25 protein-coding genes and 2 tRNA genes are annotated in these 24,787 nt (G+C 71.2%); 16 read left to right on the forward strand and 11 right to left on the reverse strand.

All coding sequences use genetic code 11. The features are described 5' to 3' along the window. Window positions 1-38: 38 nt before the first annotated feature. Together mmuM and AB3M34_RS08270 are read right to left on the reverse strand one after the other, a co-directional pair. Entirely contained in the window at window positions 39-998 is a 960-nt protein-coding gene (gene mmuM, locus AB3M34_RS08265; RefSeq protein WP_370618929.1) for a homocysteine S-methyltransferase, read from the reverse strand. A 9-nt stretch (window positions 999-1,007) separates the two neighbouring features. Next, window positions 1,008-1,631 (reverse strand): DUF305 domain-containing protein, encoded by a 624-nt coding sequence (locus tag AB3M34_RS08270; RefSeq protein ID WP_370618931.1) that lies wholly within the window; start codon window positions 1,629-1,631, stop codon window positions 1,008-1,010. A gap of 104 nt (window positions 1,632-1,735) precedes the next feature. Here AB3M34_RS08270 and recO point away from each other — a divergent pair, with 104 nt between their 5' ends. Beyond that, window positions 1,736-2,464, forward strand: coding sequence for a DNA repair protein RecO (gene recO / locus AB3M34_RS08275; RefSeq protein WP_370618933.1), 729 nt, complete (start codon window positions 1,736-1,738; stop codon window positions 2,462-2,464). A 16-nt stretch (window positions 2,465-2,480) separates the two neighbouring features. Here the strand turns inward: recO and AB3M34_RS08280 are convergent, their stop codons facing one another. Then, a complete protein-coding gene (locus AB3M34_RS08280) occupies window positions 2,481-5,897 on the reverse strand; it encodes a proline dehydrogenase family protein (RefSeq protein WP_370619977.1) in 3,417 nt (1,138 codons plus the stop codon). Window positions 5,898-6,073: 176 nt separating this feature from the next. Between AB3M34_RS08280 and AB3M34_RS08285 the strand changes: the two genes are divergently transcribed. The 3 genes from AB3M34_RS08285 to AB3M34_RS08295 are packed head-to-tail and all read left to right on the forward strand — an operon-like array spanning window position 6,074 to window position 8,138. Further along, window positions 6,074-7,006: a LysR family transcriptional regulator gene (locus tag AB3M34_RS08285; RefSeq protein ID WP_370618935.1), complete on the forward strand. Its 933-nt coding sequence runs from the start codon at window positions 6,074-6,076 to the stop codon at window positions 7,004-7,006. Beyond that, a complete protein-coding gene (locus tag AB3M34_RS08290) occupies window positions 7,003-7,767 on the forward strand; it encodes an isoprenyl transferase (protein ID WP_370618937.1) in 765 nt (254 codons plus the stop codon). The genes AB3M34_RS08285 and AB3M34_RS08290 overlap by 4 nt, the downstream gene beginning before the upstream one ends. Next, window positions 7,764-8,138: a YchJ family protein gene (locus tag AB3M34_RS08295; RefSeq protein ID WP_370618938.1), complete on the forward strand. Its 375-nt coding sequence runs from the start codon at window positions 7,764-7,766 to the stop codon at window positions 8,136-8,138. The genes AB3M34_RS08290 and AB3M34_RS08295 overlap by 4 nt, the downstream gene beginning before the upstream one ends. Here AB3M34_RS08295 and AB3M34_RS08300 read toward each other — a convergent pair. Then, window positions 8,125-9,144, reverse strand: a complete 1,020-nt coding sequence (locus AB3M34_RS08300; protein ID WP_370619979.1) for an agmatine deiminase family protein — start codon at window positions 9,142-9,144, stop codon at window positions 8,125-8,127. The genes AB3M34_RS08295 and AB3M34_RS08300 overlap by 14 nt on opposite strands. Window positions 9,145-9,155: 11 nt before the next feature. Next, entirely contained in the window at window positions 9,156-10,151 is a 996-nt protein-coding gene (locus AB3M34_RS08305; RefSeq protein WP_370618940.1) for a nitrilase-related carbon-nitrogen hydrolase, read from the reverse strand. A gap of 64 nt (window positions 10,152-10,215) precedes the next feature. Between AB3M34_RS08305 and AB3M34_RS08310 the strand changes: the two genes are divergently transcribed. From AB3M34_RS08310 to AB3M34_RS08335, 6 genes are all read left to right on the forward strand, one after another. Next, complete coding sequence (locus tag AB3M34_RS08310; RefSeq protein WP_370618942.1) at window positions 10,216-10,995, forward strand: fumarylacetoacetate hydrolase family protein; 780 nt, start codon at window positions 10,216-10,218, stop codon at window positions 10,993-10,995. Further along, a complete protein-coding gene (gene gltX, locus AB3M34_RS08315) occupies window positions 10,988-12,475 on the forward strand; it encodes a glutamate--tRNA ligase (RefSeq protein ID WP_370618943.1) in 1,488 nt (495 codons plus the stop codon). The genes AB3M34_RS08310 and gltX overlap by 8 nt, the downstream gene beginning before the upstream one ends. 291 nt (window positions 12,476-12,766) lie before the next feature. Further along, window positions 12,767-12,838, forward strand: a tRNA-Gln gene (locus AB3M34_RS08320). Window positions 12,839-12,882: 44 nt separating this feature from the next. Continuing rightward, a tRNA-Glu gene (locus AB3M34_RS08325) sits at window positions 12,883-12,955 on the forward strand. Between the two features lie 139 nt (window positions 12,956-13,094). Next, a complete protein-coding gene (locus AB3M34_RS08330; protein WP_370618945.1) occupies window positions 13,095-14,579 on the forward strand; it encodes a DNA-3-methyladenine glycosylase 2 family protein in 1,485 nt (494 codons plus the stop codon). Further along, window positions 14,576-15,058: a methylated-DNA--[protein]-cysteine S-methyltransferase gene (locus AB3M34_RS08335; RefSeq protein WP_370618946.1), complete on the forward strand. Its 483-nt coding sequence runs from the start codon at window positions 14,576-14,578 to the stop codon at window positions 15,056-15,058. Before AB3M34_RS08330 ends, AB3M34_RS08335 begins: the two co-directional genes overlap by 4 nt. 8 nt (window positions 15,059-15,066) lie before the next feature. Here AB3M34_RS08335 and AB3M34_RS08340 read toward each other — a convergent pair whose 3' ends face one another. Then, a complete protein-coding gene (locus AB3M34_RS08340; RefSeq protein ID WP_370618948.1) occupies window positions 15,067-15,786 on the reverse strand; it encodes an IclR family transcriptional regulator in 720 nt (239 codons plus the stop codon). Between the two features lie 123 nt (window positions 15,787-15,909). Here AB3M34_RS08340 and leuC point away from each other — a divergent pair, with 123 nt between their 5' ends. The 3 genes from leuC to AB3M34_RS08355 all read left to right on the forward strand — a co-directional run bounded on the left by leuC (window position 15,910) and on the right by AB3M34_RS08355 (window position 19,020). Further along, entirely contained in the window at window positions 15,910-17,316 is a 1,407-nt protein-coding gene (gene leuC, locus AB3M34_RS08345; RefSeq protein WP_370618950.1) for a 3-isopropylmalate dehydratase large subunit, read from the forward strand. Window positions 17,317-17,339: 23 nt separating this feature from the next. Further along, window positions 17,340-17,939, forward strand: coding sequence for a 3-isopropylmalate dehydratase small subunit (gene leuD / locus AB3M34_RS08350; protein WP_370618952.1), 600 nt, complete (start codon window positions 17,340-17,342; stop codon window positions 17,937-17,939). A gap of 265 nt (window positions 17,940-18,204) precedes the next feature. Continuing rightward, window positions 18,205-19,020, forward strand: coding sequence for an HU family DNA-binding protein (locus AB3M34_RS08355; protein ID WP_370618953.1), 816 nt, complete (start codon window positions 18,205-18,207; stop codon window positions 19,018-19,020). A gap of 52 nt (window positions 19,021-19,072) precedes the next feature. Here the strand turns inward: AB3M34_RS08355 and AB3M34_RS08360 are convergent, their stop codons facing one another. Both AB3M34_RS08360 and cofC read right to left on the reverse strand, forming a co-directional pair. Beyond that, the gene (locus AB3M34_RS08360) at window positions 19,073-19,264 is read right to left on the reverse strand and encodes a hypothetical protein (protein WP_370618955.1); all 192 of its coding nucleotides are present in this window, start codon (window positions 19,262-19,264) and stop codon (window positions 19,073-19,075) included. 5 nt (window positions 19,265-19,269) lie between these two features. Then, window positions 19,270-19,902 carry a 2-phospho-L-lactate guanylyltransferase gene (gene cofC, locus AB3M34_RS08365; RefSeq protein ID WP_370618957.1) on the reverse strand — a complete coding sequence of 211 codons (633 nt, stop codon included), beginning with the start codon at window positions 19,900-19,902 and terminating at the stop codon, window positions 19,270-19,272. A gap of 70 nt (window positions 19,903-19,972) precedes the next feature. Here cofC and AB3M34_RS08370 point away from each other — a divergent pair, with 70 nt between their 5' ends. Then, window positions 19,973-20,746 (forward strand): lysophospholipid acyltransferase family protein, encoded by a 774-nt coding sequence (locus AB3M34_RS08370; protein WP_370618959.1) that lies wholly within the window; start codon window positions 19,973-19,975, stop codon window positions 20,744-20,746. A gap of 5 nt (window positions 20,747-20,751) precedes the next feature. Continuing rightward, window positions 20,752-21,753, forward strand: coding sequence for an NAD(P)H-dependent glycerol-3-phosphate dehydrogenase (locus AB3M34_RS08375; RefSeq protein WP_370618961.1), 1,002 nt, complete (start codon window positions 20,752-20,754; stop codon window positions 21,751-21,753). Window positions 21,754-21,757: 4 nt separating this feature from the next. Here the strand turns inward: AB3M34_RS08375 and AB3M34_RS08380 are convergent, their stop codons facing one another. Beyond that, window positions 21,758-22,825: a trans-sulfuration enzyme family protein gene (locus AB3M34_RS08380; RefSeq protein ID WP_370618963.1), complete on the reverse strand. Its 1,068-nt coding sequence runs from the start codon at window positions 22,823-22,825 to the stop codon at window positions 21,758-21,760. Between the two features lie 46 nt (window positions 22,826-22,871). Between AB3M34_RS08380 and AB3M34_RS08385 the strand changes: the two genes are divergently transcribed. Further along, complete coding sequence (locus tag AB3M34_RS08385) at window positions 22,872-23,987, forward strand: D-alanine--D-alanine ligase family protein (RefSeq protein ID WP_370619980.1); 1,116 nt, start codon at window positions 22,872-22,874, stop codon at window positions 23,985-23,987. A 1-nt stretch (window position 23,988) separates the two neighbouring features. Here AB3M34_RS08385 and AB3M34_RS08390 read toward each other — a convergent pair whose 3' ends face one another. Together AB3M34_RS08390 and AB3M34_RS08395 are read right to left on the reverse strand one after the other, a co-directional pair. Beyond that, a complete protein-coding gene (locus AB3M34_RS08390) occupies window positions 23,989-24,462 on the reverse strand; it encodes a DUF3515 domain-containing protein (protein ID WP_370618965.1) in 474 nt (157 codons plus the stop codon). After that, window positions 24,441-24,674 carry an Lrp/AsnC family transcriptional regulator gene (locus AB3M34_RS08395; RefSeq protein ID WP_370619981.1) on the reverse strand — a complete coding sequence of 78 codons (234 nt, stop codon included), beginning with the start codon at window positions 24,672-24,674 and terminating at the stop codon, window positions 24,441-24,443. The genes AB3M34_RS08390 and AB3M34_RS08395 overlap by 22 nt, the downstream gene beginning before the upstream one ends. Window positions 24,675-24,787: the final 113 nt, after the last annotated feature.

Consider the following 24,787-nt stretch of genomic DNA (forward strand, 5'->3'; position numbering starts at 1 on the left):
ACAGCGTTCCGCGGAGCGGGACGACACACTCGTAGGAACTAGCCTCGGACGGACGCGATCTCGGCGACGTCGGCCGGTGTGGTCCGACAGCACCCGCCGATGAGGCTCGCCCCTGCGTCCCGCCACTCCCGGACCCAGCGCGCCCAGCTGCCGCGCGCCGACGACCCGGTCCATCCGCGGGAACCGGCATCCCAGGTCTCGCCGGAGTTGGGATAGACGACGACCGGCACGACGGTGGTGGCGGCGATCGCCTCGACGAGCGGCGCGATGTGCTCGAGCGCCGTGCAGTTGATGCCGATCGCGACGAACGCGTGGTCCGCGGCCAGCTTCGCGGCCTCGCGGACGGGCGTGCCGTCGCTGAGGCGGTGGGCGTCCCGGGCGGTGAACGTGATCCAGGCCGGCGTGCCGGTGCGTTCCTGCTCGGCGTCGACGAGGGTTGCGAGCGCCTCAGCCTCCACGACCGACGGCACGGTCTCGCAGGCCAGGAGGTCGGGGCCCGCGTCCGCGAGGAGCTGCAGGCGGTCCCGGTGGAACGCGACCAGCGTGGCGACGTCGACGCCGTAGTCGCCGCGATACTCGGACCCGTCCGCCAGCGCGGCGCCGTACGGGCCGATCGAGGCAGCGACGAGCGGCCGTGAGCGCCCCTTCGCGAACGCGTCTGGCTGCTCGGTGACGAACGTGTCGCGGACCTCACGTGCGAGGGTCACCGACGAGGCGATCAGAGCCTCGGCCTCGGCCGGGTCGATGCCGGCGCGCTCGAAGCCCTCCACGGTCGCCTGATAGCTGGCAGTGATCAGCACGTCGGCGCCGGCGTCGAGGTAGTCGCGGTGAACACGGGCGATCAGCGCAGGGTCGTCGCGCAGCAGCGTCGCGGACCACAGCGCGCTCGAGATGTCGGCCCCGTGCCGCTCGAGCTCGGTCGCGAGCGCGCCGTCCACGACGACGAACCGGTCACGGTTCGACCAGGCGTCGACGGCAGTCCTGCGGGAGGGAGGCACGCGTCCACGCTAGCGCGCGAGCAAGGCCTGCATCTCGGCGATCTCCGCACGCTGCGCGGTGACGACCTGCTGTGCCAGCGCGATCGCCTCGGGGTCGGACCCGGCGGTGACCTCGTCCTCCGCCATCGCGACCGCACCCTCGTGGTGCGCGATCATCTGCCGCAGGAACTCGGCGTCGAAGGCGTCGCCGGTCAGCCCCTCCAGCCGGTCGAGGTCCTCCGGCGACATCATCCCCGGCATGTCGGTGTGGCCGGCGTGAGCGTCGTCCTCTGCGGGCACGTCCTTGCCCCACTCCTCGAGCCACCCGGTCATCGTGGCGATCTCGGGGTCCTGCGCGGCGCCGATGCGCTCCGCGAGCGCTGCGACCTCGGTGCCTGCGCGAGACGGCGCGAGCGCAGCCATCTCCAGTGCCTGGCGGTGGTGGGGGATCATCTGCTGCGCGAAGGCGACGTCGGCGGCGTTGTGGTCGCCTTCCTCGGCCGGGGACGCGTCCGACTCCTGCGACGTCTCGTGGCCTCCGTGGCCGCCGCCGCTGGTCCCGGTGTCGTCCGCCCCGCAGGCGGAGACCCCGAGCCCGAAGGCGACGGCGGTGACGAGAGCGGCGGCACGTCGTCGTGCGGTGTAGGTGATCATCACCGCACCATACCCCTAGGGGGTAGGGGTATCAACCCTCCTCGGTCTCCCTGTCCGGCGCGGCCCTCACCTCGTACGACGAAGCGCGCGGCAGAATGGTGCCCGTGGCGCTCTACCGCGACGAGGCCGTCGTCCTCCGGACCCAGAAGCTGGGCGAGGCGGACCGCATCGTCACGCTCCTGACCCGTCACCACGGCCGGGTGCGCGCCGTGGCCAAGGGCGTACGCCGGACGAGCTCGCGATTCGGTTCGCGGGTCGAGCCCTTCATGCACGTCGACCTCCAGCTCGCCGAGGGCCGCACGCTCGACGTCATCACGCAGGTCGAGACGCTCGACGCGTACGCCGGGCGCCTCGGCAACGACTACGGCGCCTACACGTGCGGCACGTCGATGCTGGAGTCCGCCGACCGCCTGGTGGGCGAGGACGGCCACCCGGCCGCCCAGCAGTACCTGCTGCTCGTCGGAGCGCTACGGGCACTGGCCGACCGCCGGCATCCCAGCGGGCTGATCCTCGACTCGTTCCTGCTGCGCTCGCTCGCGATCGCCGGGTACGCCCCCAGCTTCGACACCTGCGCCCGGTGCGGGCTCGCAGGACCCCACCGTTCCTTCAACCCCGGCGCCGGCGGGATGCTCTGCGTCGACTGCCGGCTCCCGGGATCGGACAACCCGGCGCCGGAGACGGTGCTCCTCCTCGGGGCGCTGCTCAGCGGGCTCTGGCCGCAGGCCGAGACATCGGGGGACCGCACGCGTCGCGAGGCGAGTGCGCTCGTCGCGTCGTACCTCCAGTGGCACCTGGAGCGGGGCCTGCGCTCGCTCGACTACGTCGACCGCTGACGTCCCGTCGACCTCGTCAGACCAGCCCTTCGGTGAGGTCGTGAGGGATCCCGAACCGGTGCGCGGTCACGCTGACGGCCTGCTCGTGCAGGAACGGCAGCAGCTCGATCCGGCCCGACTCGGTGACCGGCTGAGCCCAGACCGCCACGTCCGGTCGTCCCCCGAGCGCCGTCGCCAGGGCGCTCGCCTCCGCCTCTGCATCCGCGGCGACCATGCGGATCCGGCCCCCGGCCGACGCCTCGACGTGCCGCAGCCACGCGGCGTCGTCGTCGACGTGCACGCTGATCCCGAGCCTCGTGATCGCACCGGTCAGCGCGGCGGGCAGGGGTTCCTCGGACGACACCACGACGGTGCCGCCGGCAGCTGCCCCGGCCGCGACGACGCGTACGAGGTCCGTCAGCGAGGCGTCGGCAGTGTGCCGGACCGTCACCGTCGTCGGAAGGTGACGCAGCACGTTGCGCTCGACGCCGAGGGCGCTCGGATCGGCACCCTCGGCGTACAGGTCGTGCCACGCCTGGGCGTCGCTGCGGAGCGCGCGGTCGAGGCGCTCCAGATCCTCCGGTGGGAGGCCGACGGCACCGGCGGCCTCGCGGAGGGGGCCGACTACCGGGAGCGGCGCCGTGGTCGCGGTGGACGGGCACGAGCGCCAGCCGGTGAGCCCGACGAGGTAGCTCGGGCCGCCGGCCTTGGTGCCGGCCCCGACTGCTGAGCGCTTCCACCCGCCGAAGGGCTGGCGGCGGACCACGGCGCCGGTGATGCCGCGGTTGACGTAGAGGTTGCCGGCCCGCACCGACGACAGCCAGGTGTCGATCTCGGACCGGTCGAGCGAGTGGAGACCGGCCGTGAGCCCGTAGTCGACCTGGTTCTGGAGCGCGATCGCCTCGGCGAGGGTCTCGGCCGTCATGACGGAGAGGACGGGCCCGAAGAACTCCGTGAGGTGGGCGACGGATCCTGGTGCGACACCGACGCGGACCCCGGGGGACCAGAGCTGGCCGGCGTCGTCCAGCCTGCGGGGCTCGACGAGCCACGACTCACCGGGTCCCAACGTCGTCAGGGCGTCGAGGAGCTTGCCGCGGGCAGGCTCGATCAGCGGGCCGACCTGTGTCGTCGCGACCTCGGGCGTTCCGACCTCGAGCGAGGTGACCGCATCGACGAGCTGCTCACGGAAGCGGCGCGAGCGCGCGACCGAGCCCACGAGGATGACCAGCGACGCGGCCGAGCACTTCTGGCCCGCGTGCCCGAACGCCGACGCGGCGACGTCGCGGGCGGCCAGGTCGAGGTCGGCGCTCGGGGTGACGACGATCGCGTTCTTGCCGCTCGTCTCCGCGAGCAGCGGCAGGTCCGGTCGGAAGGACCGGAACAGCTCAGCGGTCTCGAACGCCCCCGTGAGGACGACACGGTCGACGCGACGGTCGCCGATCAGTCGGCTGCCGAGGTCGCCCTCGTCCACGTGCGCCAGCTGGAGGACGTCACGCGGGACACCGGCTCGCCACAAGGTCTCGACCATCAGCGAACCGCACCGTGCAGCCTGCGGAGCGGGCTTGACGACGACCGCGGAGCCGGCGGCGAGCGCGGCCAGGGTGGAACCGGCGGGGATCGCGACGGGGAAGTTCCACGGCGGCGTGACGACGGTCAGTCGGACCGGCACGGGTTCCGCGCCGTCCACGTCGTCGAGCTCGCGCGCCAGCGTGGCGTAGTAGCGCGCGAAGTCGATCGCCTCGGAGACCTCCGGATCACCCTCGCCGAGGGTCTTGCCGGCTTCCGACGCCATCACCTCGAGAAGGTCCGAGCGACGCCGCTCGAGCTCGTCCGCGGCGTCCTCGAGCACAGCGGCCCGCCCCGCGCCGCCGAGCGCGGCCCACCGGGGGGCGGCCTGAACCGCGCTGTGGATCAGGGCGTCCAGCTGGTCGCCCGACCGTACGGTGTGCTCGGCGACCAGCGCCTGGCCGGCGTCTGACGCCGGGACTGCGGCGAGGACCTCGCGTGCCCAGAGACGGTTCGGGGCGAGCGACGGGTCGGTGTCCTGGGTGTTGTGGAATTGATCAGTGCGGAACGTGCCTCGAGGACCGGCTGCGGGGGCGACCGTCCGGTCCTGGTGCCGGTTGGGGAGGGGGACGGCGGTGTCGAGGTCGGCGAGCGATGCGGCGAACCGCTGCCGCTCACGCTCGAAAAGGGCGTCCTCGTCGAGCTTGAGGACGGCACTCATGAAGTTCTCCTGGCTCGCGCCCTCCTCCAGGCGGCGTACGAGGTACGCGATGGCGACGTCGAACTCTGCCGGGTGGACGACCGGCGTGTAGAACAGCAGACTGCCGACCTCGGCGCGGACGACCTCGGCCTGGGCCTGGGCCATGCCGAGCAGCATCTCGACGTCCATCGCGTCGCGGGTGCCGCGGCGGCCGGCGAGCAGCCACGCGAACGCGAGGTCGAACAGGTTGTGCCCGGCCACGCCGACCCGCACGTGGCGTGCGTGCTCCGGCCGCAGCGCGTACTCGAGGACGCGCTTGTAGTTCGTGTCGGTCTCCTGCTTGCTCCCCCAGGTCGCCAGCGGCCAGTCGTGCAGCGCAGCCTCCACGCGCTCCATCGGCAGGTTCGCGCCCTTGACGACGCGGACCTTGATCGGTGCCCCGCCGCGGGCCGTGCGCGCTGCGGCCCACGTCTGCAGCCGGATCATCGCGCCGAGCGCGTCGGGAAGGTAGGCCTGAAGGACGATCCCTGCCTCGAGGTCGAGGAGCTCGGGCCGTGACAGGAGCCGGGTGAAGACCGCCATGGTGAGGTCGAGGTCGCGGTACTCCTCCATGTCGAGGTTCACGAACTTCTTCGGCGACGAGGCGGCAGCCTGGAGGAAGAGCGGCGCGAGCTGGTCGACGATGTCGGACACGGCTTCGTCGAACGCCCAGGCGGCGTGCGGTGCGACCGTCGAGGACACCTTGATCGAGACGTAGTCGACGTCGTCGCGCGCCAGGACTCGGCGCGTGCCGGCGAGGCGGCGCGACGCCTCGCGACGTCCGAGCACCGCCTCGCCGAGCAGGTTGACGTTGAGCCGGATCCCTGGGCGGCGGAGGTGGGCGATCGCGCGTCCCAGCCGACGGTCGCTCGCGTCCACGAGCAGGTGTCCGACCATCGCGCGCAGCGTGCGGCGCACGATCGGGATCACGACGCGGGGAAGGTACGGAGCGACAGTGCCGCCGAGGCGTACGGCGGTGCGAAGGTGCCAGGGCAGGAACCGTGGTGCCTGACGCGAGAGCGCGGCGAAGTTCTGCGCGGCGACCGCCGGGTCCTCGGGACGGATGACGCCGTCGACGAAGCCGGTGGTGAAGGCGAGCCCGGCGGGATCCTCCAGGACGGCACCGAGACGTGCGGCCGCCTTGTCCGGCCGGATCGCCTGGGATGTGGCGTTCCACCGTCGCACCAGGGCGACGGCCTCGTCGGCGATGCCGTCGAGGTCGGTCGTGAGCCCCGTGGCGACGGGAGTGGGGTGCGAGTCGAGATCGGGCACGGGACTACCTCCGGGATCGGCCTTCCTCTCCAGTATCGATCCGGCGGTTGGTAAGGTAAAGCGATGATTCATGACGGATATCCGTAAGCAGTTCTGATTGATAGGAGGCCGCCGTGCTCGAGGTCCGTCGTCTGCGCCTGCTGCGCGAGCTCCAGGTCCGCGGTTCCCTCGCCGAGGTCGCTGCGGCACTCCACCAGTCGCCCTCCTCCGTCTCGCAACAGCTCGCGCTGCTCGAGCGAGAGGTCGGCGTCCCGCTTCTCGCGAAGGCCGGCCGCGGTGTGCGTCTGACGCCGCAGGCCGAGATCCTCGCCGACCACGCCGCAGACGTGCTCGCGCGGCTCGAGCTCGCCGAGTCCGACCTTGCGGCGTCGCTCACCGAGGCAACCGGGTCGGTGCGCCTCGCGGTGTTCCAGTCGGCAGCGCTGGCACTGATGCCGCAGACCCTGTCCGACCTTGCCGCCGCGCATCCTCGGCTGCGCGTGACGATGACCCAGAGCGAGCCGGAGCATGCGCTCCGCGAGACGTGGGCCCGCGGCTTCGACCTCGTGGTCGCCGAGCAGTACCCGGGTCACGCGGCGCCCTGGCACCCCGACCTGGACCGCATCGAGCTCACCTCGGACGAGATCCGGCTGGCCGTCCCATCGACCGGCCCGTACGCCGCCATCGAGACCATCGCCGATGCGGCGGAGGTGCCGTGGGTGATGGAGCCGGGCGGCGTCGCGTCGCGCCACTTCGCCGAGCAGGCCTGCCGTCGTGCCGGATTCGAGCCCGACGTCCGGTTCGAGACTGCCGACCTCCAGGCACAGATCCGCCTGATCGAGTCCGGCAACGCCGTCGCCCTCCTCCCGGACCTGCTCTGGCTCGGACGTCGACCGACGGTCGTGCTGCGCGACCTCGCCGGGGCGCCGCGTCGTACCGTCTTCACGTCCGCCCGCCGGTTCTCGGCCGGCCAGCCCGGTGTCCGCGCGGTGCGCGAGAGCCTCGCTGCGGCGGTGTCCGACGCCGTTGCCGGCACGGCCGCGCGACCGGCGACAATGGGCACGTGACCCAGCCCGTACGCCGCCCCGCCCCGCACCCGTCAGGCGCCCAGCCGCCGTCGCTGCCGAGCGACCAGGTCCCGCGCCACGTCGCGATCGTGATGGACGGCAACGGGCGGTGGGCCAAGGAGCGAGGGCTCCCACGCACGGCGGGCCACGAGGCCGGAGAGTCGTCGCTGTTCGACGTCGTCGAGGGCGGCATCGAGGTCGGCGTGAAATGGATCTCCGCCTACGCGTTCTCCACCGAGAACTGGAAGCGTTCGCCGGATGAGGTGCGCTTCCTCATGGGGTTCAACCGTGACGTCATCCGCCGCCGGCGCGACGAGATGCACGAGCTCGGCGTCCGGGTGCGGTGGGCCGGGCGTCGCCCGCGCCTGTGGCGGAGCGTCATCAAGGAGCTCGAGATCGCCGAGGAGCTCACGAAGGACAACGACGTCCTCACGCTCACGATGTGCGTGAACTACGGCGGTCGGGCGGAGCTCGCCGACGCCGCCGCGGCTCTCGCCCGCGACGTCGCCGACGGCCGGGTGAAGCCGGGCAAGGTCGACGAAGAGCTGTTCACCCGCTACCTCGACGAGCCGGACATGCCCGACGTCGACCTCTTCTGGCGCACGTCGGGGGAGCAGCGGACGAGCAACTTCCTGATCTGGCAGGCGGCGTACGCCGAGATGGTGTTCTCCGACATCGCGTGGCCGGACGTGGACCGCCGCGCCCTGTGGGAGGCGATCGAGGAGTACGCGCGCCGCAACCGCCGCTACGGGTCCGCGTGAGCACGTTCGACCGCCCCTGCCCGTGCGGGTCCGGCACCTCGTACGACGCGTGCTGCGGCCGACTGCACCGCCAGGAGGTGCAGGCGGCCACACCGGAGGAGCTGATGCGCTCGCGGTACGCGGCGTACGCCGTCGGCGACGTCGACCACGTCTTCCGGACCTGGCACCCGCGGACGCGTCCCGCCGAGGTCGAGCCGGTGCCGGACCTCGTGTGGGAACTCCTCGAGATCCTGGACGCGACCGACGACGAGGTCGAGTTCCGGGCGCACTTCCGGACCCCGGCCGGCCCGGGTGCGATGCACGAGCGGAGCCGGTTCGAGCGGCGTGCCGGGCGTTGGTTCTACGTCGACGGCGACGTCACGACACCGTGAGCGGTGCCGGCTGCTGCTGCGTGATGCAGTGGATGCCACCGCCGCGCGCGAACAGCGGGCGGGCGTCTACTCCGACCACCTCACGACCGGGGTACTCCTCGCGCAGCACCGCCGCCGCTTCCGCGTCGTGCGGGTCGTCGAACGCGCACGCGACCACTCCGTCGTTGACCACGAGGTGGTTGACGTACGACCAGTCGACCCAGCCCTCGCCGTCGCGCAGGGTCCGGGGGGCGGGCAGCGCGACCAGTTCCAGGGCGTCGCCGCGGGCGTCGACGGCGTCGGCCAGCGACGTACGGATCTCTTCGGAGACCGCATGGTCCGGATGGGTGGCGTCACGCTGGTCGTGCACGAGCACGCGCCCTGCCGACGGGAACGTCGCGACGATGTCGACGTGCCCGCGGGTCCCGTAGCGCTCGCTGTCACGCGACAGCCCTCGCGGCAGCCAGATCGTGTGGTCCGCTCCGATCGTGCGTGCGAGCTCAATCTCGACGGCCGCCCGTGACCAGCCGGGGTTGCGGTGCGGGTCGCGCTGCACGGTCTCCGTGACGAGGACCGTGCCGGCTCCGTCGACGTGGAAGCCGCCACCCTCGTTGACCATCTGCGAACCGATGCGGGCGACACCCGCCTCCCGCGAGACCACGGCGGCGATCCGCGCGTCGTGGTCCCACCGCGCCCAGTCCTGCTCACCCCACCCGTTGAACACCCAGTCCACGGCGACGACCGTCCCGTCCTCGCGGTGGACGAACGTCGGCCCGATGTCGCGCATCCACGCGTCGTTCAGCGGGGCTTCGACGACGTCGACCGCTACGGACAGCCACCGGCGGGCGTCGCGCACGTCCTCCGGGTCGACGACCATCGTCACGGGCGCGAAGTCGGAGACCGCGTGGGCAACCGCGCTCCACGTCGCGCGGGCCTCCTCCGCCTCCGCTGCCGTGTCGCCGAGCGAGTAGCCGGCGGTCGGGAACGCCATCCACACCCGTTCCTGCGGGGCGGACTCCGCCGGCATCCGGAGCCCGGTCACTCCCCGCCGCCGAACGGGCGCTCTGGGTCGACCGGGCGCGTGAGGGCCGCGTACGTGTCGGGCCGCCGGGTCCGCAGGAACGGGAACAGGGTCAGCCAGTCGCGACGCTGCGCGAGCGCGAGGTCGGTGACCAGCACGGCCTCCTCGTCACGAGGTGCCTCGACGAGCACCCGGCCGTACGGGTCGGACACGAACGAGCTGCCGTAGAAGCGGATCGCCCCCTCGTCGCCGGTCCTGTTGGGGACGACCATGAACGTGCCGGCGGTGATGCCCTGCGCGGTCACGACCGTCCTGAGCAGCGGCTGCGTGTCGAAGTCGGGGTGGTCCGGCTCCGAGCCGATCGCCGTCGGGTAGACGAGCACCTCTGCCCCGCCGAGGGCGTACGCACGGGCGACCTCGGGGAACCACTCGTCCCAGCAGGTCGGCAGGCCGACGCGCAGGCCGTCGAGCGCGGGGACCTCGTGGACGGGGTACGGGTCGGCGGGCGTGCCAGGCCGGAACCACGTGTCCTCGTAGTAGCCGGCGGTCACCGGGATGTGCAGCTTGTCGGTCAGGGCGACGAGCTCGCCGGCGGGGGAGACGAGGATCGCGGTGTTGAGTCCCCGCTTGTCGGTGACGTCGGAGTCACCGGTGCCGCGCGCGCGACGGAAGAGCGACGCGTGCACGTGGACGCCGTACGCCGCAGCGGCCCGCGCAGCGAACGCGAAGGTCGGCCCGTCGTGAAGGTCCTCGGCCTCCGCGTCGGGTTCGTCGCCGGCGCGGACGTCGGCCGGGTAGCGGCTCAGCGTGAGCTCGGGCAGGAAGACGACCCGCGCACCCGCCCCGGCTGCGGTCGCCACGGCGTCGTCGAGGACGGCCACCAGCGCGTCCGCGTCGTCGCGCCAGCGGTGCTGGACGACGCCTATCCGCAAGGTGTCGCGGGTGTCCTGCTCGGGGGCCGACGTGTCGACCCGCGCGAGCGAGGGGAGTGCGGGGGCTGTGACGAGGTGCATCGCGTCCACTCCTCGACTGTGGGTGAGGACCACACCGTATCCCGGCGCGGATAGGCTGAACCTCGTGCGTATCGCAAGGTTCACCACCGATGAGGACCCCCGCTTCGGCATCGTCGGCGAGGCCGACGGAGAGACGGTGATCGCCGCGATCACCGGCGACCCGTTGTACGCCGGCGTCCAGCTGACCGGCGAGAAGATCGCCCTCGACGACGTCCGGCTGCTCGCGCCGGTCCTGCCGCGGAGCAAGGTCGTCGGCATCGGGCGCAACTACGCCGCCCACGCCGCCGAGCTCGGCAACGAGGTCCCGGCCGAGCCGCTGGTCTTCCTCAAGCCCAACACGAGCGTGACCGGGCCGGGCGACCCGATCATCTACCCCGACTTCACCAAGGAGCTGAGCTACGAGGGAGAGCTCGCTGTCGTGATCAGCCGGATCTGCAAGGACGTGCCCGCCGAGTCGGCCGCGCAGGTCATCCACGGCTACACCGTCGCCAACGACGTGACCGCACGCGACCTCCAGAAGTCGGACGGCCAGTGGAGCCGCGCGAAGGGGTCCGACGGATTCTGCCCGCTCGGCCCCTGGATCGAGACCGACCTCGACCCGAGCGACCTGCGCGTGACGACCACCGTCGGAGACCGCGTGGTGCAGGACGGGCGCACCTCCTCCATGGTCGTCGGCGTGCCGGCACTCATCGCGTACGTGTCCAGCTTCATGACGCTGCTCCCGGGCGACGTCATCCTCACCGGCACCCCAGAGGGTGTCGGTCCCATGAACCCTGGTGACGAGGTCAGCGTCACCGTCGAGGGCATCGGAACCCTGACCAACAAGGTGGTTTCAAGTGACTGAGTCCAGCCGCGCTGTCCGCGTGCGCTTCTGCCCGTCCCCGACGGGCAACCTGCACGTCGGCAACGTCCGGACGGCGCTGTTCAACTGGGCGTTCGCCCGCCACCACGGCGGCACGTTCGTCTTCCGCGTCGAGGACACCGACGCCGCGCGCGACTCGGAGGAGTCCTACCAAGGGCTGCTCGACGCGCTGCGCTGGCTCGGGCTCGACTGGGACGAGGGGCCGGAGGTCGGCGGCGACCTCGGCCCGTACCGCCAGTCCGAGCGCATGCCCCTCTACACGGAGGTGGCCGAGAAGCTCGTCGCCGCCGGCTACGCCTACTACGCGTACGACACCCCGGAGGAGCTCGAGCAGCGCCGCGAGGCCGCGCGTGCGGAGGGGCGTTCGAGCGGCTACGACGGCCTGCACCGCGACCTCACCGACGAGCAGCGCGCCGCGTACGAGGCCGAGGGCCGCAAGCCCGTCGTCCGGTTCCGGATGCCCGACGAGGCGATCGTGTTCACCGACCTCGTCCGCGGCGAGGTGACCTTCGAGCCGGAGCACGTCTCCGACTACGTGATCATGCGCGCCAACGGCCAGCCGCTCTACACCCTGACCAACCCTGTCGACGACGCGACGATGGGCATCACGCACGTGCTCCGCGGCGAGGACCTGCTGAGCTCGACGCCTCGCCAGATCCCGCTGCACCGTGCGCTCGTCGAGCTGGGCATCGGCGAGGGTGTCGTCCCCGAGTACGGCCACCTGCCGTTCGTGATGGGGCCGGGCAACCGCAAGCTGTCGAAGCGCGACCCCGGTGGCGGCCTCGCGGACTACCGTGACCGCGGCTTCCTGCCCGAGGGTCTCCTCAACTACCTCGCGCTGCTCGGCTGGTCGATCGGCGGCGACCGCGAGATCTTCTCGCTCCAGGAGATGGCCGAGGCGTTCGACATCGGCCGCGTCAACCCGAACCCCGCGCAGTTCGACCCCAAGAAGTGCGAGGCGGTCAACGCGCACCACATCCGTGACCTCGGGGTCGAGGAGCTGGCGGCGCGGCTGGTCCCGTACCTCGTCGGTGCGGGTCTCCTCGGTGCCGAGCCGTCCGAGGACGACCTCGCCCTGCTCGCCGCCGCGACACCCCTGGTCAGCGAGCGCATCACGGTCCTGAGCGAGGCCGTCGACATGCTGGCGTTCCTGTTCGTGTCGGAGGACGCCTTCACGGTCGACCCCGATGACGGCGCGAAGACGCTGACCGAGGACGGTCTCGCGGTGGTCCGCTCGGCCCGCGACGCGCTCGCTGCGCTCGACTCGTTCGACACGGCGTCGATCGAAGCGGCCCTTCGTGCTGCGCTGGTCGACGGGATGGGCCTCAAGCCACGCAACGCGTTCGGCCCGGTGCGTGTGGCCGTGTCCGGCCGCCGCATCTCGCCGCCGCTGTTCGAGTCGATCGAGCTGCTGGGGAAGGACCGCACTCTGGGTCGCCTGGAGCGCGCACTCACTGCCTGATCCGATTGCCGATCGAGGCGCGAGAGCCGGCCCCGGCGTGAGAATCCTCACGTCGGGGCCGTTCTCGTCCAGGGGTACCCCAGCGAAAGCCCACGTCCCCGAGCGAGCAGACTCGGGGCGGTCCGGTTCCGCTGGGGTACCCCGCCCATCGGGATGCGCGAGGCTCGTCGGGCGCAATCCTTGGCTGACCTGCGACGATGCCGCCTCGGGCACCCCCGGATTTGGGTCGTACGAAGGCGTCCGGTAGTGTTCTTCTCGGTTCGGAGGCCGCAAGGAGCCGGACCAAAGCCATGGGGTATGGGGTAATTGGCAGCCCGTCGGTTTCTGGCACCGTTAGTCTAGGTTCGAGTCCTAGTACCCCAGCGAGAGGGACCTCCGGCACGTCCGGTAGGCTTCTTTCACCACCAGGCCCCGTTGTGTAGCGGCCTAGCACGCCGCCCTCTCAAGGCGGTAGCGCGGGTTCGAATCCCGTCGGGGCTACAACAGGCGCCCGAGTCCACCAGGACTCGGGCGCCTTTGTGTTTCCCGCCGACAGCAGTTCTTGCGCGGCTCGTGCGCCTTCCACGGTGATGTCCGATTTCCGCTAGGAATGCGGGTCGGCGGGAGTCATGCTGGAGCCATGATCGATGACGAGGACCGCTGCTACCGCGCAGTCAGCGCGAAGGATGCCCGGTTCGACGGGGTCTTCTACACCGCCGTGACGAGCACCGGCATCTACTGCCGGCCGTCCTGCCCCGCACGGACGCCGAAGCGTGAGAACGTCCGCTTCTACGCGACCGCGGCCGCCGCTCACGACGCCGGGTTCCGCGCGTGCCGGCGCTGCCGCCCCGATGCCGCGCCGGGGTCGCCCGAGTGGGACATCCGCACGGACACCGTCGGCCGGGCGATGCGGCTGATCCGGGACGGCGTCGTGGAGCGCGACGGCGTGGCCGGTCTCGCCGCTCGGCTCGGCTACACCACGCGTCACGTCCACCGCATGCTGCTCGACGGGGTCGGCGCCGGCCCTCTCGCGATCGCACGGAGCAACCGCGCGCACCACGCCCGCATCCTGCTCGAGACGACGGACGTGCCCGTGACCGACGTCGCGTTCGCCGCTGGGTTCGCGTCGGTCCGTCAGTTCAACGACACTCTGCGCACGGTCTACGACGCCACGCCGTCGACGCTTCGGCAGAAGGCGCGACACCGCACCAGCAAGCCGGCTGCCGACAGGGTCGCCGGCCGCATCAGCCTCCGCCTGGCCGTCCGCGCGCCCTTCGCGTACGAGCCGCTCCTGAGCTTCCTCGCCCTCCGCGCCGTTCCCGGGCTCGAGACGGTGGAGGGTGGCACGTACGCGCGCACGCTGCGGCTGCCGTACGGGTTCGGTGTCGTCGCCCTGACGCCCGCGCACGACCACGTCCGGTGCGAGCTCGAGCTGAGCGACCTGCGCGACACGATGACCGCCGTCGCGCGCTGCCGCAGCCTGCTGGACCTCGACGCGGACCCCGTGGCGATCGATGACGCGCTGGCGGCGGACCCGCTCCTCCGTGACGCCGTCGCTGCGGCACCGGGGCTGCGGGTCCCCGGGCACGTCGACGGGTACGAGCTGGCGATCCGCGCCGTCGTCGGGCAGCAGGTGTCGGTCGCCGGCGCTCGGACCACCCTCGCGCGGATCGTGCACGCGCACGGCACGCCGATCGAGCAGCAAGCGCATCCGCTGGCGGAGGCGTACGCGCTGGAGCGGGTGTTCCCCGAGCCCGATGTGCTGTCATCGGTCGACGCCACGACGCTCGGGATGCCCCGCTCACGTGCGGCCACCGTGCTCGCCGTCGCCGACGCGGTCGCCGTCGGCAAGATCGACATCGGCCCGAGCGCCGATCGTGCCTCGCTGAGGGACCAGCTGCTCGAGCTGCGGGGGATCGGGCCGTGGACCGCCGACTACGTCCTGATGCGTGCTGCGCGCGACCCCGACGTCCTGCTCGCGACCGACCTGGTGATCAGGCGCCGGCTCGACGCGCTCGTGCCCCGCTCCGCCACCGACGACCCCACCGCCCGATGGAGCCCGTGGCGCTCGTACGCCGCGATGCACCTGTGGGCCCTTCCCGCCACGACCGAGAGGCAGTCATGAACGAGACGACCGACCGCTACGCGTACCTCGACTCCCCGATCGGTGGCCTGCGCGTCCACAGCGACGGGGCAGGCATCACCGAGATCGACTTCGACGCGCACGAGGACGGGGGTGAGTCCCACGACGCCGTCCTCGACGCCGCAGTGGCCCAGCTCCGTGAGTACTTCGCCGGCGAGCGGACGACCTTCGACCTCCCGCTCGGTCCGCAGAAGGGTTCGGCGTTCCAGCGCTCGGTCTGGAAGGCGCTGTGCGAGATCCCGTACGGAAAGACCGCCACGTACGGCCAGCTGGCTGCAGAGCTCGAGCTGGGCCCCTTCGGCGCCCGGGCCGTCGGCTCGGCCAACGGGTCCAACCCGATCCCGATCATCGTGCCGTGCCACCGCGTCATCGGCGCGAACGGGACGCTCACGGGCTATGCGGGTGGGCTGGAGCGCAAGCAGGCGCTGCTCGACCTCGAGCAGGGCCCTGGCCTCTTCTGACCCGTCGTCTACTCGCCGTTGCGCCGCAGCGACTGCGAGAGCCGCTCGGCAGCGGCCACCACGGCCGGGGCGTGCATCCGTCCTGGCTGGCGGGTGAGCCGCTCGAGCGGCCCGGAGACGGACACGGCGGCGATCACCTTGCCCGAGGGGGAGCGGACGCTCGCCGAGACCGAACCGATGCCGGTCTCGCGCTCACCGACGCTCTGCGCCCAGCCGCGACGGCGCACCTGCGAGAGCGCCGCAGCGGTGAACGCGGCGTTCTGGAGGCCTCGGTTCATCCGCTCCGGATCCTCCCACGCAAGCAGGATCTGGGCGGCCGACCCGGCCCGCATCGTCAGCTGGCTGCCGACCGGGACGGTGTCGCGCAGGCCGGTCGGACGCTCGGCCGCGGCGACGCAGATCCGGTAGTCGCCCTGGCGCCGGAAAAGCTGGGCCGACTCGCCGGTGATGTCGCGCAGCCGCGCCAGCACAGGGCCGGCGGCGGCGAGGAGACGATCCTCGCCGGCTGCTGCGGACAGCTCGGCAAGACGTGGTCCGAGGACGAAACGGCCCTGCATGTCTCGCGCGACGAGCCGGTGGTGCTCGAGAGCGACCGCCAGCCGGTGGGCCGTCGGGCGGGCCAGGCCGGTGCTCGAGACGAGGCCGGCGAGCGTGGCTGGACCGGCTTCGAGGGCCGACAAGACCAGTGCGGCTTTATCAAGCACGCCGACTCCGCTAGAGTTGTCCATGCCTTGATATTGCCGTCTCGCATTGTGAAATGCAAGCACTGTGAAATGCAGGCGAAGAGGCCGAGCGGGAGATCGCTCGTCGAGACCGGTCCGACGACGGACCACGTGGAAGAGGAGAGAGCAATGGGCAAGACCCTTGCGCAGAAGGTGTGGGACGAGCATGTCGTACGGCGTGCCGACGGAGAGCCGGACCTGCTCTTCATCGACCTCCACCTCATCCACGAGGTGACCAGCCCGCAGGCCTTCGACGGGCTGCGCCTCGCCGGCCGTCAGGTGCGCCGTCCCGACCTGACGCTGGCCACCGAGGACCACAACATCCCGACGACCGACCTCGACAAGCCGATCGCCGACCCGGTCTCGCGGACGCAGGTCGAGACCCTGCGTCGCAACTGCGAGGAGTTCGGCGTCCGCCTGCACCCCATGGGTGACATCGAGCAGGGCATCGTGCACGTCGTCGGACCGCAGCTCGGTCTGACCCAGCCGGGTACGACCGTGGTGTGCGGCGACTCGCACACGGCGACGCACGGCGCGTTCGGCGCCCTCGCCTTCGGCATCGGGACGAGCGAGGTCGAGCACGTCCTCGCGACGCAGACGCTGCCGCAGGCCAAGCCGAGGACGATGGCCGTGGAGGTCGTCGGCGAGCTGCCCGACGGCGCCTCCGCCAAGGACCTGGTGCTGGCCCTGATCACGCAGGAGACCACCGGCGGCGGCCAGGGCTACATCGTCGAGTACCGCGGCGAGGCGATCCGCCGGCTCTCGATGGAAGCGCGGATGACCGTCTGCAACATGTCGATCGAGTGGGGCGCGAAGGCCGGCATGATCGCGCCGGACGAGACCACGTTCGCCTTCCTCCAAGGCCGCCCGCACGCACCCCAGGGTGCCGACTGGGACGCCGCCGTCGCGCACTGGCGGACGCTGGTGACCGACGACGACGCGGAGTTCGACAAGGTCGTGACCCTGGACGCGTCCGCAGTGACGCCGTTCGTCACCTGGGGCACCAACCCGGGGCAGGGAGCGCCGTTGTCGGCTACCGTCCCCTCGCCGGAGGACTTCGACGACCCGAGCGAGCGCGTCGCGGCCGAGCGGGCCCTCGACTACATGGGCCTGACCGCCGGCATGCCGCTGCGCGACATCACCGTCGACACCGTCTTCGTCGGCTCGTGCACCAACGGTCGCATGGAGGACCTGCGGACCGCCGCGAAGATCGTCGAGGGCCGCAAGGTCGCCGACTCGACCCGCATGCTGGTGGTGCCCGGGTCGGTCCGCGTCCGGCTGGAGGCCGAGCAGGAAGGCCTCGACGTCATCTTCAAGGAGGCCGGCGCGGAGTGGCGCGGTGCCGGGTGCTCGATGTGCCTCGGCATGAACCCTGACCAGCTCACGCCCGGCGAGCGCAGCGCGTCGACGTCGAACCGCAACTTCGAGGGGCGCCAGGGCAAGGGCGGACGCACCCACCTGGTCTCGCCGGAGGTGGCCGCTGCGACGGCGATCCTCGGACACCTCGCCTCACCTGCCGACCTCGTCAACGCCTGACCCCGTACCGGACGGAAACGCTCATGGAGAAGTTCAGCACGCACACCGGAGTCGCTGCACCGCTGCGTCGCAGCAACGTCGACACCGATCAGATCATCCCCGCCGAGTACCTCAAGCGCGTCACGCGCACGGGCTTCGAGGACGGCCTCTTCGCCGGGTGGCGCAAGGACCCGGCGTTCGTCCTCAACCAGCCGGCGTACGCGCAGGCGACGGTGCTCCTCGCCGGTCCCGACTTCGGCACGGGGTCGTCGCGCGAGCACGCTGTGTGGGCACTCCAGAACTACGGCTTCGCCGTCGTCGTCTCGCCGCGCTTCGGTGACATCTTCCGAGGCAACTCGGGCAAGGCCGGCCTGCTCGCCGCACAGGTCGACGAGAAGACGGTGAACGCTCTGTGGGAGCTCGTCGAGGAGAAGCCCGGCACCGAGGTGACCGTCGATCTGGTCGCGCGCACCGTCAGCGCCGGCGAGGGTCTCGAGCGGGTCGAGGACTCGTTCGACATCGACGACTACACGCGGTGGCGCCTGCTCGAAGGACTCGACGACATCGGCCTCACGTTGTCGCACTCCGACGCGATCAGCGCGTACGAGGCGACACGACCGTCGTTCAAGCCCGCAACGTTGTGACGTCGCACGCTGTCGGTCGTACGCGCTGACAGCCGCTTCGACCCCGAACCGACCGAAGCCCGGAAACCACGTAGCCATGGTGGTTTCCGGGCTTCGTCGTTCTCGCGCGCGGGTGTGCTCACGCCGACGCGGAGGTGATTCGCCGCGCAGACGCGTGCGCGCATGACACAACACGTTCAGACATTTGCCTCTACGGTGATTGAGACGGACAAGTCGATTGCTTACCGTCAAACACGAAGAACCAGACCGTTCACGGAGGAAGCCGTTGAACAAGAGCGAGTTCGTCGAAGCACTCGCGGTCTCCTTCGGGGGAAATCGCGCGCAGGCTCGTCGCGCACTCGACGCTGTGATCACGACGCTCACGCTCCACCTCTCGCGAGGAGACCGTGTCGTGCTCAGTGGGTTCGGAGTGTTCCAACAATCGATCCGCACCGGCCGACAGGTCCGGAACCCGCGGACGGGGGAGATCCACGTGATCGCGGATCGGACCATCCCGAAGTTCAAACCCGGAGGGGAGCTGAAGAACGTGGTGGCAGGTGTGACGGCGAAGAAGTCGCCGGCGAAGAAGACGGCAGCCAAGAAGGCGACCGCCAAGAAGACGACCGCAGCCAAGAAGACGGCAGCCAAGAAGACGGCAGCCAAGAAGGCGACCGCCAAGAAGACGACCGCGGCCAAGAAGGCAACTGCGAAGAAGGCGACCGCCAAGAAGGCGACCGCCAAGAAGACGACCGCGGCCAAGAAAGCAACTGCGAAGAAGGCGACGGCGAAGAAGTCGGTGGCCAAGAAGGCACCTGCGAAGAAGGCGACCGCCAAGAAGACGACCGCGGCGAAGAAGGCCACGGCCAAGAAGGCCACCGCCAAGAAGACAGCCGCGAAGAAGGCGACTGCGAAGAAGGCGACTGCGAAGAAGGCGACCGCGAAGAAGGCGACCGCCAAGAAGACGACCGCGGCGAAGAAGGCCACGGCGAAGAAGGCCACCGCCAAGAAGGCACCGGCCAAAAAGGCGACCGCCAAGAAGACGGTCGCCAAGAAGGCCACCGCGAAGAAGACGACGGCCAGGAAGGCGACTGCCGGCGTGTGATCGGAACGGACGCGGCCCCGGTCTGACCGGGGCCGTTCCCGTGCCCGGATGCCTAGTGGATCCGCAGCGCGCGCACGGCGGGTTCCGTCGCGTCGCTCAGCTCGACGATCACCCGCTGCCCGGGCCGCAGGTGGCGTACGGGCGAAGCCGCAACCGCCTCGGCGTCGTAGGGGAGCGTCACGCCGTCGTCCAGCACGAGCGTGCCGCCGCTCTCGGCGTCGAACGACGCGATCGTTGCCTGCATGCGGCTTACGGTACCGCGCGTCGCGCGACGATCGAGGCGGTGCGGGCGCCCAGCGCGGTGCCGAGCTCCTCGAGATGGGCCGGCACGTCGACGTCGCGACGCAGGGTCGCAGGAGCATCGAGCAGCGCGGCACCCTGGGCGCGGTGCGCTGCCAGCGAACCCTCCCCGAAGCGTGGCGCCAGCGCGCCGATCTCGGTCGCGGTCAGCAGGGTCGTGCCGGTCCCGTCCGCGTCGGCGACGACACCCAGGCGGTGCTGCACGGCGGCGGCGAGCACGTCGTTGAGGTCGTCGGGTCGCAGGCCCGGGAGGTCCGCGGTCAGGACTGCGACGTACGCGGTGATGCGTGTCGCCGCCTCGATCCCGGTCAGGAGCGCACCGTCGAGACCCGTACCGTCGTCGGGAACGATGTGCACGCCTGCAGAGCCGCCCTCACGTGGTGCGTCGAGCGCCGCGGCGAGCTTACGGTCGGACGAGACGACGACGACGTCGCCGACCTCCGCGGAAGAGACGACGGCCTCGATCGTGTCGAGCGCCATGGCCAGAGCGAGGCGAGGTCGGTCCGTGCCGAACGCGCCGAGCCGGGACTTGCCCACGGCCGTCTCCTTGACCGGGACCACGATCGTCCAACGCGCTGCCACGCCTCGATCTTGCCTCACGAAGCACAGCACACGAGCCGGCACCCACCCCTGATGAACTAGGCTCGTGCGGATGAGGACCCCTGCTGCCCCCGCCTCGGACCGCGATCCCGGCATGGTGCTCAGGTCGATCGTCACGCTGCTGCGTGCACCGGTCACAGCGATGGTCCGCCGCGAGTGGTCCGGGGCCGAGCACCTGCCTCGCGACGAGGGCTTCGTGGTGGCCGCCAATCACATCTCGCACTCGGACCCCGTGATGCTCGCGCACTTCCTGTACGACAACGGCGTGCCGCCACGCTATCTCGCGAAGGCGGCGATCCTCGACCTCCCGTTGGCCGGCAAGATCCTGCGCGCGACCGGACAGATCCCGGTCTACCGCGGCACGGCGAACGCCGCCGACGCGTACGCCGCCGCCAAGCAGGCCGTCCTCGACGGTGAAGGCGTCATCTTCTATCCCGAGGGCACCATCACGCGTGACCCCGACGAGTGGCCGATGTCGGGCAAGACCGGTGTGGCGCGGGTGTCTCTCGAGACAGGGTGCCCCGTCATCCCTGTGGCGCAGTGGGGACCCAACCTCTTCCTCGAGCCGTACGGCTACCGGCCGCGCGTCGTGCCCCGCCAGACGATGCACATCTCGGCAGGTCCTCCCGTCGACCTCGACGACCTGCGCGGCCGTGAGATCACAGCCGGTATCCTCACCGAGGCCACGGACCGGATCATGGATGCCGTGACCGAGCAGCTCGCCCTGGTGCGCGGTGTCAGTGCACCGTCGCACCGGATGTCCCGCGACGACCCGCGGGTCAAGGAGCGTCCCCACCCACGACGCCAGTCGGCCACGAAGGAGTAGTACGCATGGCGAAGACCGCTGTCCTCGGTGCAGGATCCTGGGGGACCGCCTTCTCGATGGTCCTGGCAGACGCGGGCAACGACGTCCACCTCTGGGGTCGTCGCAAGGAGGTCTGCGACGCGATCAACCAGACCCGCGAGAACCCTGACTACCTGCCGGGCATCCTCCTTCCGGAGACGATCAAGGCGAGCCACGACCCGGCCTTCGTCCTCGCGGACGCGGAGTTCGTGGTCCTCGCGGTCCCGTCGCAGCAGCTGCGCGCCAACCTCCGCGAGTGGGCGCGCCACATCCCCGCCGATGCGGTGGTGGTCAGCCTGATGAAGGGTGTCGAGCTCGGCACGCACCTGCGGATGAGCGAGGTGATCGCCGAGCTCACCGGTGCGGGCCCCGAGCGCATCGCCGTCGTCACCGGCCCCAACCTCGCCCGCGAGATCGCTCAGCGCGAGCCCGCCGCCGCGGTGGTCGCGTGCGTCGACGAGAGCGTGGCGCAGCGCCTCCAGAGCTGGTGCCACACACCGGCGTTCCGCCCGTACACGAACACCGACGTCGTCGGCTGCGAGCTGGCCGGGACGACCAAGAACGTGATCGCGCTCGCCGTCGGTGTCGCCGACGGTCTGGGCTTCGGTGACAACGCCAAGGCGTCGGTCATCACGCGCGGCCTCGCCGAGACCGCGCGGCTCGGTCTCGCCATGGGGGCCGACCCGATGACCATGATGGGGCTCGCGGGCATGGGTGATCTCGTCGCCACGTGCAGCTCCCCGCTGTCGCGCAACCGCACCTTCGGCGAGAAGCTCGGACGCGGCATGACCGTGGACGAGATCGTCGCCTCGACCCGCCAGGTCGCCGAGGGCGTGAAGTCGAGCGACTCCGTCTCCGAGCTCGCTCGCCTGCACGGTGTGGACATGCCGATCGTGGAGCAGGTCGCCGCGCTGATCCGTGGCGAGGCCACTCCCAAGGAGCTCGTCACCATGCTGGTCGCGCGCAGCCCGAAGCCGGAGATCCGCTAGCGCCTCAGGCCTGGGCCAGGGAGGCTTCGACGTCCGCCCAGAGATCGTCGTACCCCTCGATGCCGACCGACATCCGGATCAACGCCTCGGGGATCGACTCGGGCTCGCCGGCCCACCGCCGGCGGCGTTCCCAGGTCGACTCCACGCCACCGAGGCTGGTCGTGCAGACGACGAGCCGGCTCGAGGTGGCGACCCGGTGGGCTGCGGCTGCACCGCCGGACGGTTCGAAGGTCACGATCGTCCCGAAGCCGGGGTACCCGACCTGGTCGACGGCAGGGTGCGCCCGCAGCGCGTCCACGAGCCGACGTGCGTTGGCCTGCGCCCGCTCGAACCGGACCGCGAGGGTCCGCAGCCCGCGGGTCGCGAGGTAGGCCTCGAGAGATCCGGGTACGGCGCCGTGCATCCGCCGGTACGACTCGAGCACCCCGTACGTCGCGTCGTCGGCGACCACCACGACACCGGCCAGCGCGTCGCTGTGGCCGGCGAGGAGCTTCGTGGCGGAGTGGACGACGACGTCAGCGCCCAGGGCGAGCGGCTGCTGCACGAGCGGTGTCGCGAAGGTGTTGTCGACGACGACGAGCGCTCCGCGGGTGCGTGCCGCGGCGGCGACCTCGGCGATGTCGACGACCTCGAGCGCCGGGTTGGTCGGTGACTCGATCCACACCATCGCGGCGCCCTCCGCTGCGTCCACGAGGGCATCGGGCTGGGTCACGTCTACCGCCCGGACCGAGATGCGCCCGCGCCGCTCCGCCTCGGTGAGCAGACCCAGCGTGCCGTTGTAGGAGTGCCGGGCCACGACGACCGCGCCGCCGTCGGGGACGAGCGACAGCGCCGCGCTCGCGGCGGCCATCCCCGAGGAGTACATCACCGCGCGCCCGCCCTCGAGCGCGCCGACCGCGTCCTCGAAGGCCGCCCAGGTCGGGTTGCCGAACCGGCCGTACTCGAGCTCGCCACCCGCGACGAACGTGCTGGCGGGCGTGATCGGAACGCTCAGGGGTGCATCCGGCCGTCGCTCAGGACGGCCGGCTGCGACGACGAGGGTTTCGGCGGAGAGGGTACGTGAGCGAGCCATGCCGACCATTGTCGCGGCTCACGGTAGGGTCGCCCCGATGAGTGCCATGCCTACTGACCCGACCGTGAGCCCGGCCACACCAGGCAGGGTCTGCGTCCTGCTGGTCTTCGGCGGACGATCGAGCGAGCATGCCGTGTCGTGCATGACTGCGCGCGAGGTCCTTGCCGTGATCGACCGGGACCGTTACGACGTCGTCGCCGTCGGCATCACCCGCGACGGGCGGTGGGTGCTCCACGAGGGCGAGCTGGCAACGGACGTCGACGGGCTGCCCCAGGTCGACCCGGGAGGCACCCCGGTCGCGCTCGCCGGAGACAGGGTCCTCGCCTTGGGCGACGACGGGAGCAGCCGCCCGCTCGCCTCGGTGGACGTCGCTTTCCCGCTGCTGCACGGCCCGTGGGGCGAGGACGGCACGCTCCAGGGCCTCTTCGAGATGGCCGGCGTGCGCTACGTCGGCTCGGGAGTCCTCGCGAGCGCGGTCGCCATGGACAAGGCCGTCGCGAAGCAGCTGTTCGCGGCTGCTGCGCTCCCGCAGCTCCCGTACGCGGTGGTGACCGCCGCCGAGTGGAAGAGCGACCCCGCGGCCGTGCGCGAGACCGTGGCCTCGATGCACTACCCGGTGTTCGTGAAGCCGGCCCGCGCAGGCTCCAGCATGGGTGGGACCCTCGTCGCCGACGAGCACGCGCTCGCCGCAGCGATCGCCCTCGCGCAGGAGCACGACCCCAAGGTGATCGTCGAGTCCGCCGTCGAGGCCCGCGAGGTCGAGTGCGGGGTTCTGCAGGACCCCGACGGCTCGCTCCGCGTGAGCACGCCCGGTGAGATCGCCGTCGACCACGGCGCCGGGCACGAGTTCTACGACTTCAGTGCCAAGTACGTGGACGGCACCTCCAAGAACCTGATCCCAGCACCGATCGAGGACACCCTCGTCGACCGGGTACGCGACAAGGCAGCGCGCGCGTTCCTCGCGCTGGGCTGCGAGGGCATCGCCCGAGTGGACTTCTTCCTCCTCGACGGCACGTTCTTCATCAACGAGGTCAACACCATGCCCGGCTTCACCCCGTACTCGATGTATCCGCAGGTGTGGGAGGCGAGCGGGCTCGGCTACGCCGACCTCGTCGAACGCCTCATCGCGCACGCCCTGGCGCGCCCGACCGGTCTGCGCTGACTCAGACGCAGGGCTTCACGACGGGGTCGTGCTCATCGATCGCCGCCGCGAGGTCGGTGAGCGCGTCCGCGGGTGGGTCGTACCGACGGGGGACGCTCACCTCGACGTACGCCGTCCGTCCGATCGTCGTGAACACGTAGTGGTCGTCGTCCTCCTGCGTGAACCACCCGACCCCGTCGACCATGTCGCAGCGCGAGGTCGACTCGAGCGCGGCTGGACGCTCGACGCCGCAGCGCATCACGATCGCCGGGCTGCCCCACGCCCGTCCGGCGTCGGCAGGCGCCACACGGACGGCATCCTGACCCGACACGCTCCCGGGAGCGTCCTCGAGCAGGTCCGAGCACAACGAGGCGACATCGGTCGCGGGCTCGGGCGGGTCGACGGCGACGGTGTCGGCGCAGCCCGCGAGCGCGACGAGAAGACCGATCGCGCAGGCCGTACGGGTGGTGCGGATCAGAGGTGGACGACCGGGCACGTGAGGGTCCGGGTGATGCCGTCGATGCGCTGGATCTGCGCCACGACCATCTCGCCGAGCTCGTCGACGTGCTTGGCCTCCGCCCGCACGATGACGTCGTACGGACCGGTGACGTCCTCGGCGAGCGTCACACCGCTCACCTCAGCGATGGCGGTAGCGACGTCGGCAGCCTTGCCGACCTCGGTCTGGACCAGGATGTAGGCCTGCACCACCATCTTGCGTTCCTCCATGCTCGTCGGTCACCGCCTCGGACACGCTACAGGATCATGTCGTCCGTGTGACAGCGCAGCGGCGAGGCGTCACCGGGAACGTGCCTCTCCCGGTG

Origin of the sequence: Mumia sp. Pv4-285, assembly GCF_041320275.1 — a bacterium.
Lineage (GTDB): Bacteria > Actinomycetota > Actinomycetes > Propionibacteriales > Nocardioidaceae > Mumia > Mumia qirimensis.